Annotated in this window: 20 protein-coding genes; 11 read left to right on the top strand and 9 right to left on the bottom strand. The window is 35.0% G+C overall.

Features of this window, described 5'->3' with window-relative positions; translation table 11 throughout:
* Window positions 1-7: 7 nt before the first annotated feature.
* From OOK92_RS02910 to purH, 5 genes are all read left to right on the top strand, one after another.
* On the top strand, window positions 8-451 hold the full coding sequence (locus OOK92_RS02910; protein ID WP_253309455.1) for a PAS domain-containing protein: 444 nt from the start codon (window positions 8-10) through the stop codon (window positions 449-451).
* Between the two features lie 98 nt (window positions 452-549).
* Window positions 550-756, top strand: coding sequence for a 50S ribosomal protein L35 (gene rpmI / locus OOK92_RS02905; protein ID WP_015589253.1), 207 nt, complete (start codon window positions 550-552; stop codon window positions 754-756).
* 20 nt (window positions 757-776) lie between these two features.
* Window positions 777-1142: a 50S ribosomal protein L20 gene (gene rplT, locus OOK92_RS02900; protein WP_064125369.1), complete on the top strand. Its 366-nt coding sequence runs from the start codon at window positions 777-779 to the stop codon at window positions 1140-1142.
* A gap of 19 nt (window positions 1143-1161) precedes the next feature.
* The gene (fmt, locus tag OOK92_RS02895; protein ID WP_264736186.1) at window positions 1162-2061 is read left to right on the top strand and encodes a methionyl-tRNA formyltransferase; all 900 of its coding nucleotides are present in this window, start codon (window positions 1162-1164) and stop codon (window positions 2059-2061) included.
* An 80-nt stretch (window positions 2062-2141) separates the two neighbouring features.
* Complete coding sequence (gene purH, locus OOK92_RS02890; RefSeq protein ID WP_264736185.1) at window positions 2142-3653, top strand: bifunctional phosphoribosylaminoimidazolecarboxamide formyltransferase/IMP cyclohydrolase; 1512 nt, start codon at window positions 2142-2144, stop codon at window positions 3651-3653.
* A gap of 16 nt (window positions 3654-3669) precedes the next feature.
* Here purH and OOK92_RS02885 read toward each other — a convergent pair whose 3' ends face one another.
* Window positions 3670-3804: a hypothetical protein gene (locus tag OOK92_RS02885; RefSeq protein ID WP_264730966.1), complete on the bottom strand. Its 135-nt coding sequence runs from the start codon at window positions 3802-3804 to the stop codon at window positions 3670-3672.
* 438 nt (window positions 3805-4242) lie between these two features.
* Here OOK92_RS02885 and OOK92_RS02880 point away from each other — a divergent pair, with 438 nt between their 5' ends.
* Complete coding sequence (locus tag OOK92_RS02880; RefSeq protein WP_253309764.1) at window positions 4243-5199, top strand: IS5 family transposase; 957 nt, start codon at window positions 4243-4245, stop codon at window positions 5197-5199.
* A gap of 66 nt (window positions 5200-5265) precedes the next feature.
* Window positions 5266-5430, top strand: a complete 165-nt coding sequence (locus OOK92_RS02875; protein WP_264736184.1) for a hypothetical protein — start codon at window positions 5266-5268, stop codon at window positions 5428-5430.
* A 35-nt stretch (window positions 5431-5465) separates the two neighbouring features.
* Here the strand turns inward: OOK92_RS02875 and OOK92_RS02870 are convergent, their stop codons facing one another.
* Complete coding sequence (locus OOK92_RS02870; protein WP_264736183.1) at window positions 5466-5591, bottom strand: hypothetical protein; 126 nt, start codon at window positions 5589-5591, stop codon at window positions 5466-5468.
* A 208-nt stretch (window positions 5592-5799) separates the two neighbouring features.
* Between OOK92_RS02870 and OOK92_RS02865 the strand changes: the two genes are divergently transcribed.
* Window positions 5800-7515 carry a recombinase family protein gene (locus tag OOK92_RS02865; protein WP_264736181.1) on the top strand — a complete coding sequence of 572 codons (1716 nt, stop codon included), beginning with the start codon at window positions 5800-5802 and terminating at the stop codon, window positions 7513-7515.
* Window positions 7516-7879: 364 nt separating this feature from the next.
* Here OOK92_RS02865 and gltX read toward each other — a convergent pair whose 3' ends face one another.
* Window positions 7880-9310 (bottom strand): glutamate--tRNA ligase, encoded by a 1431-nt coding sequence (gene gltX / locus OOK92_RS02860; RefSeq protein ID WP_264736180.1) that lies wholly within the window; start codon window positions 9308-9310, stop codon window positions 7880-7882.
* 151 nt (window positions 9311-9461) lie between these two features.
* Here gltX and OOK92_RS02855 point away from each other — a divergent pair, with 151 nt between their 5' ends.
* Both OOK92_RS02855 and OOK92_RS02850 read left to right on the top strand, forming a co-directional pair.
* Entirely contained in the window at window positions 9462-10214 is a 753-nt protein-coding gene (locus tag OOK92_RS02855) for an ankyrin repeat domain-containing protein (RefSeq protein WP_264736179.1), read from the top strand.
* 72 nt (window positions 10215-10286) lie between these two features.
* A complete protein-coding gene (locus OOK92_RS02850) occupies window positions 10287-12365 on the top strand; it encodes an acetyl-CoA carboxylase biotin carboxylase subunit (RefSeq protein WP_264736178.1) in 2079 nt (692 codons plus the stop codon).
* On the opposite strand, the gene OOK92_RS02845 is transcribed toward OOK92_RS02850, so the two are convergent.
* The 6 genes from OOK92_RS02845 to OOK92_RS02820 are packed head-to-tail and all read right to left on the bottom strand — an operon-like array spanning window position 12348 to window position 16996.
* Window positions 12348-13421 (bottom strand): COX15/CtaA family protein, encoded by a 1074-nt coding sequence (locus OOK92_RS02845; RefSeq protein WP_264736370.1) that lies wholly within the window; start codon window positions 13419-13421, stop codon window positions 12348-12350. The two genes, OOK92_RS02850 and OOK92_RS02845, sit on opposite strands and share 18 nt — an antisense overlap.
* Window positions 13403-15001, bottom strand: a complete 1599-nt coding sequence (locus tag OOK92_RS02840) for a glycosyltransferase family 2 protein (RefSeq protein ID WP_319803920.1) — start codon at window positions 14999-15001, stop codon at window positions 13403-13405. Before OOK92_RS02840 ends, OOK92_RS02845 begins: the two co-directional genes overlap by 19 nt.
* 14 nt (window positions 15002-15015) lie before the next feature.
* On the bottom strand, window positions 15016-15492 hold the full coding sequence (locus OOK92_RS02835) for a F0F1 ATP synthase subunit B family protein (protein WP_064125097.1): 477 nt from the start codon (window positions 15490-15492) through the stop codon (window positions 15016-15018).
* Between the two features lie 8 nt (window positions 15493-15500).
* On the bottom strand, window positions 15501-15980 hold the full coding sequence (locus tag OOK92_RS02830; RefSeq protein ID WP_264736175.1) for a F0F1 ATP synthase subunit B family protein: 480 nt from the start codon (window positions 15978-15980) through the stop codon (window positions 15501-15503).
* A gap of 3 nt (window positions 15981-15983) precedes the next feature.
* The gene (locus OOK92_RS02825; protein ID WP_250294934.1) at window positions 15984-16211 is read right to left on the bottom strand and encodes a F0F1 ATP synthase subunit C; all 228 of its coding nucleotides are present in this window, start codon (window positions 16209-16211) and stop codon (window positions 15984-15986) included.
* Between the two features lie 59 nt (window positions 16212-16270).
* Window positions 16271-16996: a F0F1 ATP synthase subunit A gene (locus OOK92_RS02820; protein ID WP_253309466.1), complete on the bottom strand. Its 726-nt coding sequence runs from the start codon at window positions 16994-16996 to the stop codon at window positions 16271-16273.
* 230 nt (window positions 16997-17226) lie between these two features.
* Between OOK92_RS02820 and OOK92_RS02815 the strand changes: the two genes are divergently transcribed.
* Window positions 17227-17514 carry a hypothetical protein gene (locus tag OOK92_RS02815; protein ID WP_264736174.1) on the top strand — a complete coding sequence of 96 codons (288 nt, stop codon included), beginning with the start codon at window positions 17227-17229 and terminating at the stop codon, window positions 17512-17514.
* The last annotated feature ends 44 nt before the right edge of the window (window positions 17515-17558 follow it).

The raw sequence follows: 17558 nt of genomic DNA, 5'->3' as shown, positions 1-17558 counted from the left end.
AATTGGAATGGAAATTTATGTAGGCAAAGAAAAAAGAATAGCAAATGTGGTAACTGAGCACTGGAGTGACATAAAAGGACCAGACAGAGATTGGCCAGAAAGGCACGAAATAGACACTGCAGAAATAATGGAGTCATGGCAGCATTGTTTTATCATTGAAGTCAAGGATCAAGGTTATATTTGTGAAAATGCAGGAGAAAAGGCTGTTGAATTCTATGGTTTTGAGAAAAAGACGCGCATTGATAATAAGTATGCAATTGATGCACCATTTTTGCGACTATATAAAATAGATGCAGTTATTGATAAACTTGATGCTGTAATAGAGAGTAAATGCCCAATCAATGAAGAGGAAGAAAGTGAAAGTGTTAAAATGAGGCAAGTATTGTTACCACTTGGGAATAAAGAAGGTATAACACACATATTGGGCGTAATTACTTTTAAACTCCTTTAATATACAATTTTAATTTGATTCTTTAATAAAATTATTTATACTAATGCTTAATTACTATTAAAGAACTCAATAGTAGTGCTTGTAAATTTATTTGGAATATGAAGAAAATAAAATTAAAAACCAAATCTTCTGTTAAAAAGCGCTTTCACCTTACAGCTAAGGGTAAAGTCATTTCTACTCAGTCAGGCAAAAGGCATGGCATGGTAAAGAGAAGTAAATCTAATATTCGTAATCAGCGCGGTACAACGATTCTTGGTAAATCTGACTCGCGTATAGTTAAGCTTTATATGCCTTATGGTATTTAACAAAATGGAGGTAAAATAAAATGGCTCGGGTAAAACGTGGAGTCACTACTCACGCTCGTCATAAAAAAATATTGAAACTGGCAAAGGGTTATAGAGGACGTGCAAAAAGCTGTTATAGAATTGCATTACAAAGAGTTGAAAAAGCACTGCAATATGCTTACAGAGACAGAAGAACCCGTAAACGTGATTTCCGTAGCTTATGGATAATACGTATTAATGCAGCAGCAAGAGAGCATGGGCTTACTTATGGTAGGTTTATGCATGGTCTTACACTTGCCGGCATTGATTTAAATAGAAAAATTCTTGCTGAGATGGCCGTTAATTATAAGGATGATTTTGCCAAATTAGTAGAAGCTGTAAGTGGTAAATTAGCGGAGAATTCTTAAAGCAAAAACACTTGAAAGCATGAGAATTATTTTCATGGGATCACCAGGATTTGCTGTTAATTCTCTGAGCTTGTTACTGAAATCAAAGAGCGAAGTGGTAGCAGTATACACCAAGGCTCCAAAACCTTCAGGACGTGGACAGAAGCCAACGAAATCTCCAGTACATGTTATCGCTGAAGAAAGTAACATAGAGGTATGTACTCCTATCTCTCTAAAGTTTTTGGCAGAGCAAGAAAAATTTAGAAATTTCAAACCAGACGTTGCAGTTGTTGCTGCGTATGGATTGATACTTCCAAGAAAAATTTTGAATATTCCTAAATATGGTTGTATTAATATTCATCCTTCATTACTACCAAGGTGGCGTGGTGCAGCTCCGATACAGCACACAATTTTAGCAGGAGATCAAGAAACCGGGGTTAGCATTATGCAATTGGATGAAGGATTAGATTCCGGCCCTATTTTAAAACAGGAAAAATTTCTTATCGAAAAGAACGATAACTACAAGACATTGCATGATAAATTGTCTGAATTAGGCAGTGATTTACTGCTGAAAGTGCTAAACGAAATTGAAAAACAGGTTCCCTTAAAACAGAACGATAATGATGCATGTTACGCTGACAAAGTGGAAGACTATAAAATTTATGCAAGTGATGCTTGTGAGGTTGCTTATAGAAAGGTTAAAGCGTTTTACCCAAAAGCGTTCATCAAGATAGAGAATAAACGTATCAGGATACTTGATGCTGACTTTGAAGCTCTCGCTTCAGAACAAGGTAAGATCATTAATGATAACATGCACATGAGTTTAAAAGGTGGCATTTTAATTCCTAAAGTTGTACAAATGGAAGGGAGAAATCCTTGCAGTATTGAAGATTTTATTCGTGGCTTAAAATCAGGCATGGTAAAAAAATTTATAGAATAGACTGCTTTAAATTAGTGTAGAAATGTAATAGCTAAATTTCCTTTTCTTAGATATAATCTTAAAAAACTTTCCGTACAAAAATGAAAATAAAAAGAGCTTTAATATCAGTATACGACAAAACGAATATAATTGATCTTGCATCGTTTTTAATGCAGCAACAAATAGAAATTCTCTCAACGGGAAATACTTATAAAGCACTATCTGATGCCGGAATAAAAACACAAGAGGTCTCAGATTACACACAATTTCCAGAGATACTGGGTGGTAGAGTAAAAACTTTACACCCTAAAATTCATGGAGGAATACTTTGCAATAGAGAAAAGCACAAAACGGAAATGCAAAATCTAGGTGTTGAGCCAATAGACCTGCTTATAACTAACCTATACCCATTTTGGGAGACAGTAAGTAGCGGCTCAAATGAAGATCAAATTATAGAACAAATTGATATCGGCGGAGTGGCGTTAATTAGAGCTGCAGCAAAAAACTTTTGTTTTACTTCAGTTATTTCTAGCATTCAAGACTATGAAGCACTAAAAGCTGAGATGATAAAAAATAACAATGAAACAACATTGGAATATAGAAAACATTTGGCAACTAAAGCGTTTGCTCTCACTGCACACTATGATTCTAACATTCACAGTTGGTTTTTATCCCAGAGTAAAAATAATGAGTTGCCAGAGTTTTTTGCACTATATGGACATAAAGCACAAGAACTCAGGTATGGTGAAAACCCTCATCAAAAAGCTGCATTTTATAGCAATCAATTTACCAAATATCCGTTGGAAAAAATACATGGAAAAGAGCTGAGTTATAATAATATAGTAGATATAGAATCTGCACTTAACATAATTTCTGAATTTGAAGAACCTGCAGCAGTGATAATAAAGCACAATAACCCATGTGGCGCTGCTATTGGTGATAATGCTTTAGAGGCATATGAAAAGGCTCTATCGTGTGATGAAATAAGCAGTTTCGGCGGAATAGTCGCTTTAAATCGGGAGATAGATTTAAAGCTAGCAGAAAAATTAAACGAGATATTTTTGGAAGTAGTGATAGCACCATCAGTAAACAATGAGGCACTAAAAATTTTACAAAGAAAGAAAAATTTAAGAGTGATTATTCATAAATCTTTTCAACAAAATGTAAAATACCAAACTAAAAATGTTGTTGGTGGGTTTTTGGTGCAAGAAAATAATGACCACACAATAAAAGCAGAACAAGTAACAGAATGCACTACAACAGAAAAAGAAAAGGAAGATCTTATTTTTGCCTGGAAAATATGTAAACATGTGAAATCCAACGCAATAGTTATAGCAAAAGATGGTTGTGCTATTGGCATCGGTGCAGGGCAAACAAGCAGAATAGATAGTGTGAACATTGCAGTAAAAAAAGCAGGTGAAAAATGTAAAGGTGCAGTGCTTGCTTCAGATGCATTTTTTCCATTCCCAGATAGCATAGTAGAAAGTGCAAAACATGGAATTACAGCTATAATTCAGCCTGGTGGCTCGCTGAAAGATCAAGATGTGATAAAAGCTGCAAATGAAAATAAAATTGCTATGTTTTTCACTGGCGTTCGCAGTTTTTTCCATTAGGCTTTGTGTCTTATGGCTAGAGATTTTTCCATATCATACCACCATAACTGTACGAACGTTGTGATTTGAGTCCACAAGGTAGGATGTCATTCAAGTAGCCTCCTTCCCCTGTCATCCCAGTGCCCTGACTACTTGGATCCAGATTGGACACTGAGCTGGTGAGTATAAAAGTATAGCTTCTACGTCATACCGTGATTTATTCACGGTATCTCACATAGATCCCGCTAACAAGTAGCGGGATGACGATTCTTCAAATCGTCAAGGTGTCATCCGAGTAGCTTGACTACTTGGATCCAGATTGGACACTGAGCTAGTGAGTATAAAAGTATAGCTTCTACGTCATACCGTGATTTATTCACGGTATCTCACATAGATCCCGCTAACAAGTAGCGGGATGACGATTCTTCAAATCGTCAAGGTGTCATCCGAGTAGCTTGACTACTTGGATCCAGGAAACTTAACTTTAAATAAGTGGCTGCATAATAAAGACTAGATTCCAGCGGGCTTTGTTGCATCGCTCAAGTGAAAAGAACTGGCAGTTACTGACAAAATTCATTATAAATAGCCATTTAACTGTTGAAGAAAAAATATGCCACAAAAAATGAGAGTCAGTAACTGCCATGAATATAACAAATTTCTCCAAGAAAGAGGAAGCATTTTTTGTTATATCAATGACGCCATAGAAAATTGGTACGAGAATTGTCCAAAAATGCAGGGCGGCAACTATATTTATAGTGATAAAGTTGTGATTTTGGTGCATATAATCGTCAGTTTCTTTAGAATTGGTTTAAGACAAACAGTCGGGTTTATAAAAGGGTATTTGCAACAAATAGGAAGAGATTTGGCAGTTATCAGCTATTCACAAGCATCAAGAAGGTTTAAGAAACTTAATATTAAGATAAATGATTGCAGAATTGATAAAAATAATATGGAAGATATCGAAATTGCTATGGACAGTACAGGAATTAGTATATACAACAACACTCCTGGTCACAGCAAGGAAAATAGCACTGACAGAAAATATCGTGGCTATGAGCAAACGAGAAAATTGCACGTAATGTTGAATATAAACAACAAAAAAGCCATAGCTGTAAAATACAGTAACGGTGTCTACTCTGATCACTATGGAGCTTGTGATTTGCTAAAAGAAGTTGATTTTCAGCATGCCATAAAGGCACTATATGCAGATAGAGCATGTGATAGGCACAAGTTTTATAAGTTGTGTAACGAATATGATATAAAGACAAAAATTCCACCAATAAACAATGCGGCAGAACATCCAGAAATAGATTATATGTCTGACAGGAATGCTGCTATTAGGTTAATAAAACTATACGGTGAAGATGGCATGAAAGAATGGAAAAAAGAAGTAAATTATGGGAAAAGATCTTATATTGAAGGGTTTTTCTCAAGATTAAAGCAAATATTCGGATTTAGTTTTAGGAATAAATCTGAGATAAATCGAGAAAAAGAACTGCTAATCAAATGCTATTTGCTTAATAAATTCACTGATATTGGTATGGCTAAATTTGAGATAGTTACATGAATTTACCATAAATCACCATCTCATAAAGTGTGATGCAACAAAGCCATTCCAGCGTCACGCGCTGGAATGACAAGTTCGCGGCGGCATCCTCGTCATCCCGCCACGGTATCTCTAGATCCCGCTAACAAGCAGCGGGATGACGGTTGTCAGGCTAGCTGTCATCCCAGTGCTCCTTTTTTTGTCATCCGAGTAGCCCCTTTTTTGTCATCCCAGTGCTTGACACTGGGATGACACCCTACTTAACCATCATACTGCCGCGGTATCTCTTAGCCGCTAACACATAGCGGAGTGATGAAGTTATCGTCATTACCCCGCCAACAATGTTGCAAAAAACGTAAAATTAGAGAAAAGCATTTCTCGAAAACTTCTATGTCCAAAAACAAGAGTGCCATTTATTTATAGTGCCAACAATCAATTAACCATCAGTTTCAATGAATGATATGAACATATTATTTCAAGGAAAGTTCATGGGAAATAAGAGATTAGCTATACGGATTAGCTGTAGCTATGAAACTAACCGGTTGGCAGAAAAGTATTTGTTAGATGCTTATGAAAAAGCCGTGTCAAAGCAAGTAAGCCAAAAAAATTTAAAACATAAAAATGGGATTCAAGGAGGATCAAATGGTAACAGTGAGTTTATATGCAAGAGTTTCTTCGGGGAAACAAGCACAAGAAAATACAATAGCAAGTCAAGTTGCAGCTTTAGAGAAGCAAATTAGTACGGATGGATACAAATTATTAAGTGAGTATAAATTTATTGATAATGGCTACAGTGGATCTAATCTAGTCCGTCCTGATCTAGAAAAGTTACGTGATAAAGTAACAGAAGGTAAAATTGATAGAATTTACATTCATTCACCTGATCGCTTATCTAGAAAATATGCATATCAAATGGTATTACTTGAAGAATTTGAGAAAGCAGGAGCAGAAACGGTTTTCTTAAATTATGAGATTAACGATAATCCAGAATCTCAATTGCTGTTACAAATGCAAGGTATGATAGCAGAATATGAACGAGCGAAAATTATGGAACGAAGTCGTCGCGGAAAGATTTATGCAGCTAATAAAGGTTGTGTAAGCGTAATGGGAGGAGCTCCTTATGGTTATCGTTATATAGATAAATATATGGGAGGAGGACAAGCTTTATTTGAAATAAACGAAGAAGAAGCTAATGTTGTTAGGAAAGTATTTTTGTGGATAGGAAGAGAAAGGACAAGTATTGGGGAAGTGTGTCGTCGGCTAAACACTATGTCTATTATAACACGAACAGGAAAAAAGTACTGGGATAGAAGTGTGATTTGGGGTATGTTAAAAAATCCTGCTTACAAAGGACAAGCGGCTTTTGGTAAAACAAAAGTAGGTATAAAGTTACAACATATCAGACCACAGAAACATTCTTGTGAACAACCGAAAGATAATTACTCTACCTATTCTGTTGAAAAAGCAAATTGGATTTATGTTAAAGTGCCAAATATAGTGGACGAAGATGTATTTGATATAGTTCAAGAACAATTAGCTGAGAATAGAAAAATAGCAAGGACAAGAGAAAGAGGAGCAAAATATTTACTACAAGGTTTAATCGTATGTAAGCGTTGTCGTTATGCATATTACGGAAGTCCTGTAAGAAATAAGCGAGGAGAAAAAATTGATCATTATGCTTATTATCGTTGTATTGGTAGAGATTCTTACCGTTTTGGTGGTAATAAAATTTGTGATAATAAACACATTCGTACAGATGCATTAGAAACAGCCGTTTGGGAAGAGGTTAAGCATTTATTGAAAAATCCAAATAGGGTTTTAGAAGAATACAGGCGTAGACTTTCAGAGCTTAAAAAATCATCATGGGATCAAAAAAGCGATTTACTAGAGAAACAAGAAAATAAATTAAAACGTGGTATTGCTAGACTTATTGATAGTTATGCTCAAGAATATATTAATCAAGAAGAATTTGAACCACGAATTAAAGCAATGAAACAAAGTTTAAAAACAATTGAAGAGGAGAAGAAAAGGATATTCGATCAAAAGAAATTAAAACAGGAATTAACTTTGGTTGTAACCAATTTAGAAGACTTTTCTTCCAATATTACATCAAACCTTGATAACGCAGACTGGCTAACTAAACGTGATATTATTAGAACGTTAGTCAAGAGAATTGAAATTAACCTTGAGGACGTAAATGTGGTATTTCGTGTAAAAGAGCTACCAAACTCTCCTGGAAATAATCGAGAAGAAAAGAAAAATTTGCAACATTGTTGGCGGGGTAATTCCACCGCGAACCGTCATACCGCGATTCATTCGCGGTATCTCATCCGCTAACAAGAGATCCCGCTAACACGTAGCGGGATGACGGTTGTCGTTTAGCTATAAATGTTTAAGAAATTTACCAAATGAAAAAAAGGCAAAAGAAGCCCCGTGGTGCGAGTTTTGACTCTATATTACTGTAAGTGGCGCTGTAATAATGTGCTAACGCTTAAAATAAGCGCGATTTGGCTGAATGTAGAAAAAATAAAAAAGACATGCAGCCGCTATAATTTTATGTAATCCGCCAATAAATACCCTGAGTTTTTTACTGAATTTTGTCATTGAGCCTGCAGGTCAAAAACAAGTTTTGAGTCATAAATACCCTTATTGTCATAATAAGGGGGCTGGCGGAGTTTGTCAAGGAATTTTCTTATTTCATTTAAATTGCTTGTAACCTTCTTATACACTCGTCTTTACCAAGAATCACCATGATATCGATGATTCCAGGTGCATCCATTACTCCAGTTATAGGGGCACGTAATGAGTGGTATACACTGCTTATTTTCATATCATGTGATTTTGCACATTCCTTGATCTGAGAAGATAAAAAACCCTTATTCCAATTTTCATCACCGATCTTTGACAGAAATGATGCGAGTAACTTAATTATATTGAGGTTAGATTTGACAATTTGACAAGCTTCTTCACTTAAATCAAGTGGCGGATCTTGAATATAAAATTTTGCTAAATCCAATAATTCGGTCAGGTAGTTTGCTCTTTTTTTCAGCTCTGTCAGTCCCTGCAGTAAATAGCCCTTTTTTTTGTCAGTTAGAGTATTTTCTCTAAGCATTAGAGTCAGAATATCTTCATTGCTCATATTACTAATATAGTGGTTATTCAAATGCTCCAGTTTTTTGAAATCGAGCCGTGCAGGTGAACGACCAATACTTTCTAAATTAAACCACTCTATTGCTTGCTCATCGCTAATAATCTCATCGTTGCCGTGACTCCAGCCAAGTCTCAGCAAGTAATTACGCATCGCTTTTGGCAATATTCCCATCTTTTCATAATCGCAAACGCTTGTGGCACCGTGCCTTTTGGATAGCTTATTCCCATCTTCCCCATGGATAAGCGGCACATGTGCAAAGCGTGGAATGTCAAAATCAAGAGCCTGATATATCAGCAATTGCTTGAAGGTGTTAGTTAGGTGATCAGAGCCACGTATTATATCAGTTATTCCAGCATCATGATCGTCAACCACTACGGCAAAAATATATGTTGGAGTGTTATCAGAGCGTAAGATCACTATATCATCAAGCTGCTCGCTACTTACTTTGATTGGGCCGTATATTTTATCATCAACGACGATCTCTTGCGAGTCTGGCACTTTGAAACGGATAACTGACCTCACACCCGATGTCATTCCAGCGCGTGACCACATATTTTTTTCTGGATCCCAGTGTCGAGCACTGGGATGACAAGAAGGAGGTTTTGTAGTACATTTATGCTTGTATATCTTGCCCTCTTCTCTTGCTTTTATTTTCTTTTCTGCAACTTCATCTTCAGGGCAATAACAGTGATACGCCCTACCCTTCTCAACTAAAAGGTTTGCTACTTCTTTATGCCGCTCTATTCTTTTTGACTGATATACTATTTCTCCATCATAACTCACACCGAGCCATTTTAGCCCTTCTATAATTGCATCAATTGCTTCTTGTGTTAAACGTTTTCTGTCGGTGTCCTCAATCCTTAGCAAAAACCTGCCACCATGGTGCCTCGCGTAGAGCCAATTAAATAAAGCAGTACGAGCCCCTCCAATGTGCAAAAACCCTGTTGGTGATGGAGCGAATCTAGTGACTACGTCTGGCATATTTGTCTATTACAGTAATGTAAATGATGATAGCTAAAATTTATGCTTGCAACAATGTGGAATTTATTTATTCTGAGAGATAAGATTTACTTGTTTTTCATAAGAGTTATGTTGTATAATTTATTATTGGTTGAATATAGCGAGGTGAGTTATGGATGGACTTGTAGATATAGCAAAATTGCTTTCAGATAATAAAGATAATATCAATTGGCGTTACACCGGCCCTTTTGATAAAACAAAACAAATAGTACGGGCAGATAATCTCTTGCATCTAGCTGCAAGAATACCAAAAAAAGATGAATTTGTAGACATTTGCAGGAAGAACATTGCTTCTGTAACTGCGCATAATGAATATGGAAATAATCCATTTCATGAAGCAGCAAGGAGTGGGATTTTGCTGCCTGCAGTAAAAGAGATTGTGCATTACTTAGAGACGGAAGCTGATAACAAAATTACAAAAGCAGAAGAAGCTGGAGATCGGAAAGAAGTAAGCAGATTGAAAGAGGAACTCAAATGTAATAAAAAATATATTAAAGATGCGCTCTGCAGTAAAGACCATGCTTTTAATAAGAAAAGGGAAACTCCTCTTTATTACTTAGATGCTGCACAACAGAAAGAAATTAAGCAAATCGCAGACATAAAAGACAGCTTTATATGTAATCAGAAGTTTCACCTGTGTTTATATATAGTAGGGGCTATAGCGTGTATTGCTGCCTTGTGTTTATCTTTATATTTTCTGTATCTATCTTCTCAGACTTTTGCACTAAGCTCGATGGTTGCAATAGCTTCTGGCGGAGTCACATACCTGTCAGTTAAGGCATGTAACGAGATACATGCCTTGCATAACGAAAGCACTTTAGTGGAAACTAATGTACAACTTGCAGGAGAAGGTTTGGGTGTTTGATGAAGCTAGAAATTACTTGCAGGCAATGATATAGAAATTTACTTTCTTAAGTTAAGAAAGTATACTGATACGATGACGGAAAAGAAGTACAGTAAGATTTTAATAGCAAACAGAGGAGAGATTGCTTGCAGGATTATCAGAACTGCCCATAAGATGGATATATCTTGTGTATGCGTATATTCGGATGCGGATATAAATTCTGTGCATGTAAGGCAAGCAGATGAGTCGAGGTATATTGGCCCTTCGCCTTCTTGCCTCAGTTACTTAAACATCGAAAAAATATGCGAGGTAGCAGTTGAAACAGGTGCACAGGCAGTTCATCCTGGTTATGGGTTTTTAGCGGAAAATCCAGATTTTCCACGTGCTCTTCAAAAACATAATATAGACTTCATCGGCCCCAGTGCAGAAACAATAGAAGTTACAGCCAACAAAATAACGGCAAAAGAAGAGGCAAGAAAGGCTGGAGTAAATGTAGTACCAGGATATATGGGCAAGATTAAAGATGTCGCTCATGCAGCCATCGTTGCTGAAGAGATTGGTTTTCCAGTTATGCTAAAAGCTGCATCAGGCGGTGGTGGCAAAGGAATGCGAATTGTAAATTCCAAAAAAGAAATTGAACTAGCGTTCACATCAGCAACAAATGAAGCAGAGAAAAGTTTTAAGGATGGCAGTATCTTTATAGAGAAATATATAGAACTACCAAGACATATTGAAATACAAATCATAGCAGATAAATATGGCAATATAGTGTGTCTTGGAGAAAGAGAATGCTCGATACAAAGGAATAACCAGAAAATAATGGAAGAAACTCCAAGTCCATTTATTAGTGAAGAAGTAAGACAAAAAATGTATGCCCAATGTGTTTCTCTGGCAAAGCAAGTTGGCTATTTTTCAGCAGGCACTGTTGAGTTTGTTGTAGATAAAGACCAAAACTTCTATTTTCTTGAGGTAAATACGAGATTGCAAGTTGAGCATCCAGTAACAGAATTTATAACTGGAATAGACATAGTAGAAGAAATGATTAGAACTTCCTGTGGAGAGAAATTGAGATTCAATCAGGATGATATTAAACTTACTGGTTCTGCAATAGAAAGTAGAATTTGCGCTGAAGACCCATCGAAGAAATTTTTCCCTTCCAGCGGAAGAATAAAATATTACGATAAACCAGGTGGAAATGATTATGTAAGAATAGATGATGGAGTTGCTGCAGGTTCAGAAATTAGCACGTTCTATGACTCAATGATTGCAAAAGTTATAACATATGGAAAAGATAGAGTAGAAGCGATCAGTAGAATGCAAAAAGCATTGTCTGAATGCTATATAGAAGGAGTAACAAATAATATAGAATTTCTAGAATCCATCTTCCATCACCCAAATTTTATTGCAGCAAAGCTCCATACGAGATTCATTCCAGACCATTACCCTAGTGGGTTTCACGGCGATTTTGTTACAGAGGAGTATATTAAAATATTTATTTTCACTGCGTTATATGTTCATTTGGAAAATGAAGAAAGGTACCATCATAAAGCAGTGAATGAAACACCTCAGGTGTCATTCCAGTGCGTGACACTGGAATCTAGTAAAAAAGAAGGGGCACCAGTATCAGCTACTCGGATGGCAGGTGACCGTGCAAGAGATTTATTCATAGTAAATATAAATGACAATGAGTACTCCGTAAGTGCAAGATATCAAGATAATATATTAACAACAGTATATAACCACAATACATACTCTGTAGTAGGCAAGTGGAAATCAAGTCATAAGTTACTATATATTACAATTAATGATGATGCTGATATAACATTTAAAGTAGAAAAACAAGGCAGCAAATACTTCATAAGACATGCAGGCATGAAAGCTGAGTGTTGTATATTTAAGCCTCATGTAGCTGAATTAAGTAGGTTAATGCTAAATAATGAAACAGAAGGGATTTCAGCAGATGCTGTAAAATCCCCAATATCTGGCTTATTAGTTAAGTTGCACGTAAATATAGGAGATCAGGTGGAAATAGGACAACCTTTATTTGTGGTGGAGGCAATGAAAATGGAAAATATCATATGTGCTGAAGCAGCAATGGTGATAAAAAATATTCTCGTTCAAGAAGGAAAAAATGTGCAGATTGGTGATGTAGTATTAGCTCTGCTTTCTTAAATAACACAAGAAGTATAAACTTGACCCAAACAAGATAAATGAAAACACTTGATGAGCTATGGCAATGGCTATTGGTATGTGCAATAATAGAGTAATTACACCCAAAATGATCTGAATGATAACGGAGAGCAGCATAATATATACCGGTTTTACGCTAGCATTTTTTACTGTGAGTATTACTACCAAAGCTAGTATTAGCAATGCCAGTGCTCGATGTATAAATTGCACTGTTGCTCTGTTCTCAAAGATATTCAGCCATATAGGGTGTAAGAAAAATAAATCTTCTGGAACGATTTGTCCGTCCATTAGTGGAAAGGTATTGTAAATCAAACCAGCATTTAATCCCGCAACAAACGCACCGAAAATTATTTGTATTACAATTAGAATCAGAATAAGTATTGTGTAATATATACTACTGTTAGTAGATTGAAATCCTGTCATCTCAGTGTCACGCACTGGGATGACATCTTTCTTGGTGAAAGTTACTCTTATATTGCAATGTTCGTGCAGTTGCGTACGTGACGCTGGCTGATAATCAAAAAATTGATATGACAATAATGCAAAGACAATTAATGCTAATAATAAGTGAAGTGCAAGCCTATAGTGGCTAACATGAGGTTCAGTTACTAAACCACTTTTAACCATATACCAACCAGCAAAAGCTTGTAAAGCTCCAAATAATAATGCCACAAATAGCCTTATTACTACCTTTTTAGATATTTTTCTTCTTAATGTAAAATATATAAATGGCAGGACAAAAACTAAACCTGTTAGTCTTGCAACCAATCTGTGTACATATTCTATTAAGTATATAGCCTGAAATTCCTCCATACTCATACCATAGTTGAATGCTTTATACTCAGGTGTAGTTTCATATTTTAATTTTTCTTGTAGCCAATCTTGTCCACTCAGTGGTGGCAATGTTCCAGTGATGGGTTTCCACTCCGTGATTGACAATCCTGCTTTTGAAAGTCTGGTAAATCCACCAATCCCCACCATGAGAATTACCATAATACAGCAGAGAAAAAGCCAAATAGCTACAGGTTTTGATTCCATAAACCATGCTGAGTTTTGTTCCATCGCTCAGGGTAAAGAATAAATTCCCATAAGGCAAGAAAAGCTGCAACACTATGTAGCAGACTATAGACCGGAAAAAATATCGATACTATATAAAAATAAAAAGGCATCTTTTGCTGTTTGACAGCTATTACCAAAAGAATCAGGTTAGTAACGTATACCACTACAAAGTAGTACAAAAATAATTCATTTAAAACTTTAGTTAATATCAATGAAAGCAGTAAAAATGGAGTAGTAAAAAATATAAAAGCTGCAGAGCCAACAAAAAGATTCAATAGCAAAATTCCCTTAAATCCAGTGTGTTTATAAAGAGACTTTATATTTTTTAAATGAACAATATAAGTTTGCATATAGCCTTTGATCCAGCGCGCTCTTTGCTTAATCCAAGCAAATACAGCAATTGGTGACTCTTCCAATGTTTCTGAGTCAATCATCCTGGTTTTATATCCCATTTGCGCAAGTCTCAAACCAAGGTCAGCATCTTCGGTAACACTATAAGCATCCCAGAAAAACAATTTTTTTAGAATTTTTACTGAAAAATGATTACTGCTACCACCCAAAGGCATTGGCATGTTCATTTTTTGGAATCCAGGCAATAAGTATTGAAACCAGTTCATATACTCCAGAGAAAAGGATTTTGTGAGAAAATTATAATCACAATTATAGTAATTTAATTTCGCCTGTACACAGGCAAGCTTATCGTCGCCCTTATTAAATTCAATCAGTGCTTTTTTTAACTGCAATGGGTCTGGTTTATCGTCCGCATCATATATTACTGCATACTTTCCTCTAGCAAAGCTCATAGCATAATTGCATGACTTGGCTTTTGTTCTAGGCAAAGAATGAGGCACTTTTATTACTTCAAAATACTGTGGTAAAGTGTACTTTTCTATAGCTGCTAGCGTTTCCTGGTCATCACTTTCTACCTGAAGCTTCACATCTAATTTCGATTTTGGATAATCCAAACTTTCAATGCTTTCGACCAATTGCTCTATCACTGCACTTTCTTTAAAAGCAGGCAATAAAATAGTATATATAGGAAAATCTTCTTCATTCAGCTTATTATAATCCACTTTTTGGTTGGAGGTTTCACATAAGTTAAAAATTGTAGCTATAAACTTGAATAAATAACTAGAACATCCGATTATAAATATCAACATCAAAGCAAAATATGTATATTTCTCTGTTAGTGTTAAAATTGAAGTTACAATAAAGAAAGAAGCAAAAAATATTGAGCTTAGTTTAATGCTTTTAGCTGAAAAATTAGCATTCTTGTAATATAAGTAGTTGCTTGCAAATTCTGAAATACCAAAGTGCGAGTTAAGAAGATTTAAAATCTGTTCGCTATCCACTTTTATTAATACATAGTCAATACCGTAATGAGCTTCGACCCAACGGTTGATATCTCGGCTTGTGTCTTCAACCATAAAAAAAGTAGTATCATTTAATTTTTGCCAAGGAATTATATTAAATTTATAGTAAAAAAGTTTCTCTTGCTCTTTGCATAAACTAGAATCAAACTTAATTTTTTCTACATTATCAGCTTGAAGTATAGGCAATTGTTGCATTAAACCTAATGCAATTTTTTATTTAAGTCACGTGAAAATGAAGATATGACCTCGCTACTACGCTTATCATCTTTACGTTCATGCATTATTTTTTTTACAGCATCAGCAGCTATATTCGCTGTGTTAGCTTGTAAGTCTCCAAGAGCTTTTTCAACTTGGTCAGTGACTTTCTTCAAGTTAGAATGGGCATTGTCATCTAATGTCTGATCTAGCTGCTGTCTATTGTGCTTAATGATACTATTAGCTTTATCAAGTGCTTCATTCATCATTTTATTAACTTCTGCATCTAATTCTTTGTATTTTTCAGAAGATTTTTTGTAATACTCCAACATATCTTTCCTGAATTTTTCAGTTTCTTCACTTGAAAATTTGCTTTTGTTACGCTTATTGTTAAGCGCATTTTTTATCACTTTCTTTAGCAATTTATACGAAAGGACAAAACTTACCAAGAAGGCAAGACCGATAATCAGTGATGTAGACATAAAAACCCCTAAAATTCTTTGGACACCAAGTCAGCAACAAACTCCTCTTCAATTTCAGAATTGGTCAATTTAGTATAATAAATTAAAGCAATACTAGTAGCCATTTGTTTTAACTGATCAGTATATTCAGATTTAAATTCTGCTACTTTTTCTTCAATAAGCTTGCTCTTTTTTTTGTCTTCCTCTTCTAATATATTCTTAACATTAGCTCTCATTTCTTCTACCTGAGCAAGTGCATCATCTATGATCCTTTTTGCCTGTATTCTAGCTTGGTTTAAAGCGGCATTATACTTGGCAATCTGCTCTTCCGTGAGTCTTAAAAGATGAACAGAACTATTAAAAGAATCCAATACTTTTTTACTTCTAGTGCTTATTATTTCATCTAACTTTGGTAAAAATAAACAACTTACTACGAAAAAAAGTGAAGAGAAAAAAATTAAAAACCAAAAAACTTGAGAAAAGAAGTTTGAAACATCAAGCTGCGGCATGTGTTAAGCAACAAATATTAATAATACTGCAAGTAAAAACGCAAGCAATCCCATTATTTCAACCATAGCAGCACCAATATAAACGTAAGTTTTCATTTTACCTTCCGATTCAGGATTCCTCGCAATCCCATTCAGCATAGCAGAAAAGATATTAGCTATACCTAAACCAGCACCGAGCATTCCAAACGCAACTAAACCAATTGCTATAAATTTTAAAGCTACTAAATCCATATATTACCTTTAAACATTTCTTTATAATATAATTGTAAAATATTCTGCAAGGAAGTCAATTACTTTACTGCATCTGACAAATATACACATGTTAATATAGTAAATATATAAGCTTGTAAAACTGCAACAAATACTTCAAACCCTATCAATGCAATTATGAACAAAAACGGCGCAGGAGTGAGAAATATGTTCATATTTACAATAAACCCTGCTATCACTTTGATAATTGTATGACCCGCAATCATATTTGCTGCAAGCCTTATTGATAGGCTAATCGGCCTTACTAAATAAGCAAACAACTTAATAATAATTATTATAGGTGCAAGCCACGAAGGAGTTCCTTTTGGTAGCAATATGCGTAAAAATTCTACTCCCCTTTCTTTAAATCCAACAATCGTTATATAAATAAAAACCACCATCGATAAAGCGAAGGTGACTATCACATGACTTGTGACCGTGAAACTATAAGGAAGAACACCAACCAAATTACATGATAAAATGAAAATAAACACTGTAAATATCAATGGAATGTGCTGCAAGCCTTTGCTTCCAGTGTTACTTTCTATTATTGAAACAACAAAATCATATACATACTCAACTGCAGCTTGCAAATATCCTGGTATTACTGACCCCTTCTTTATTCCAAAAAGCAAAAAGAGTATCACCAATATCACCGAAATCATCATGAAAAGAGATGAATTGGTAAAGCTTACGTCATACCCAAATAACCTAGGTAACTCTATTATTGTATATACTTTAAACTGTTCCAGTGGATTTAATGCCATTTTAATCTGAACTATAAACAGTAAATAAAGTATGAATTTTATAGGACAAAGTCAAGAATTAAGATAAAGCCCTGTATCATTATAACATTGATACATTAACAAAATATGTAATTAGAGTGTTAATTACAGTCAGCTCTGTATTTTAAAACTTACTAATCTTATTAAATAATTCAATATCTTGACTTAACATCTTATTTTAATTATAATTTAATTTTTAGTGAGGTATTATTATGAACGAAATAGATTTTATTAACACTAATCATCCTTTAAACTTAGAGCAAGAATTTGGTAATGGATATATTAGATTCACTGACGGTTATTTTGATGAGAATACCGGTAGTTATGGAATGATAGGTCAAGTATTAGATGAAAATCATAACACGTTAGGACCACTAACCGTTGGCGGCTATGTTTGTCATTTTCACCATGATGACCATAAGGTTAATCTTCAGTATTTCATGGAAGTAAACTTAGAAGGTGATATAGAGAAGATCGATTCTCTTTACAAGAAGATATAAAGTTACAAAAGCTTCTACATCATTGTTTATGATGTAGAAGTATT

It is taken from the genome of Wolbachia endosymbiont (group A) of Rhinocyllus conicus, from assembly GCF_947250775.1.
Taxonomy (GTDB): domain Bacteria; phylum Pseudomonadota; class Alphaproteobacteria; order Rickettsiales; family Anaplasmataceae; genus Wolbachia.
The sequence above is the reverse complement of the archived record's forward strand: the minus strand, read 5'-3'. Positions and strand labels throughout refer to the sequence as shown.

What these genes read in the sequence shown, in the direction of transcription:
- OOK92_RS02855 (WP_264736179.1), top strand. Translation starts at nt 9,462, where the DNA reads ATGGATGGACTTGTAGATATAGCAAAATTGCTTTCAGATAATAAAGAT.
- OOK92_RS02875 (WP_264736184.1), top strand. Translation starts at nt 5,266, where the DNA reads ATGACAAGTTCGCGGCGGCATCCTCGTCATCCCGCCACGGTATCTCTA.
- OOK92_RS02825 (WP_250294934.1), bottom strand. Translation starts at nt 16,211, where the DNA reads ATGGATTTAGTAGCTTTAAAATTTATAGCAATTGGTTTAGTTGCGTTT.
- purH (WP_264736185.1), top strand. Translation starts at nt 2,142, where the DNA reads ATGAAAATAAAAAGAGCTTTAATATCAGTATACGACAAAACGAATATA.
- OOK92_RS02865 (WP_264736181.1), top strand. Translation starts at nt 5,800, where the DNA reads ATGGGATTCAAGGAGGATCAAATGGTAACAGTGAGTTTATATGCAAGA.
- OOK92_RS02845 (WP_264736370.1), bottom strand. Translation starts at nt 13,421, where the DNA reads ATGGAATCAAAACCTGTAGCTATTTGGCTTTTTCTCTGCTGTATTATG.
- OOK92_RS02815 (WP_264736174.1), top strand. Translation starts at nt 17,227, where the DNA reads ATGAACGAAATAGATTTTATTAACACTAATCATCCTTTAAACTTAGAG.
- rpmI (WP_015589253.1), top strand. Translation starts at nt 550, where the DNA reads ATGAAGAAAATAAAATTAAAAACCAAATCTTCTGTTAAAAAGCGCTTT.
- OOK92_RS02910 (WP_253309455.1), top strand. Translation starts at nt 8, where the DNA reads ATGGAAATTTATGTAGGCAAAGAAAAAAGAATAGCAAATGTGGTAACT.
- OOK92_RS02830 (WP_264736175.1), bottom strand. Translation starts at nt 15,980, where the DNA reads ATGCCGCAGCTTGATGTTTCAAACTTCTTTTCTCAAGTTTTTTGGTTT.
- gltX (WP_264736180.1), bottom strand. Translation starts at nt 9,310, where the DNA reads ATGCCAGACGTAGTCACTAGATTCGCTCCATCACCAACAGGGTTTTTG.
- OOK92_RS02850 (WP_264736178.1), top strand. Translation starts at nt 10,287, where the DNA reads ATGACGGAAAAGAAGTACAGTAAGATTTTAATAGCAAACAGAGGAGAG.
- OOK92_RS02820 (WP_253309466.1), bottom strand. Translation starts at nt 16,996, where the DNA reads ATGGCATTAAATCCACTGGAACAGTTTAAAGTATATACAATAATAGAG.
- OOK92_RS02835 (WP_064125097.1), bottom strand. Translation starts at nt 15,492, where the DNA reads ATGTCTACATCACTGATTATCGGTCTTGCCTTCTTGGTAAGTTTTGTC.
- rplT (WP_064125369.1), top strand. Translation starts at nt 777, where the DNA reads ATGGCTCGGGTAAAACGTGGAGTCACTACTCACGCTCGTCATAAAAAA.
- fmt (WP_264736186.1), top strand. Translation starts at nt 1,162, where the DNA reads ATGAGAATTATTTTCATGGGATCACCAGGATTTGCTGTTAATTCTCTG.
- OOK92_RS02880 (WP_253309764.1), top strand. Translation starts at nt 4,243, where the DNA reads ATGCCACAAAAAATGAGAGTCAGTAACTGCCATGAATATAACAAATTT.
- OOK92_RS02870 (WP_264736183.1), bottom strand. Translation starts at nt 5,591, where the DNA reads ATGGCACTCTTGTTTTTGGACATAGAAGTTTTCGAGAAATGCTTTTCT.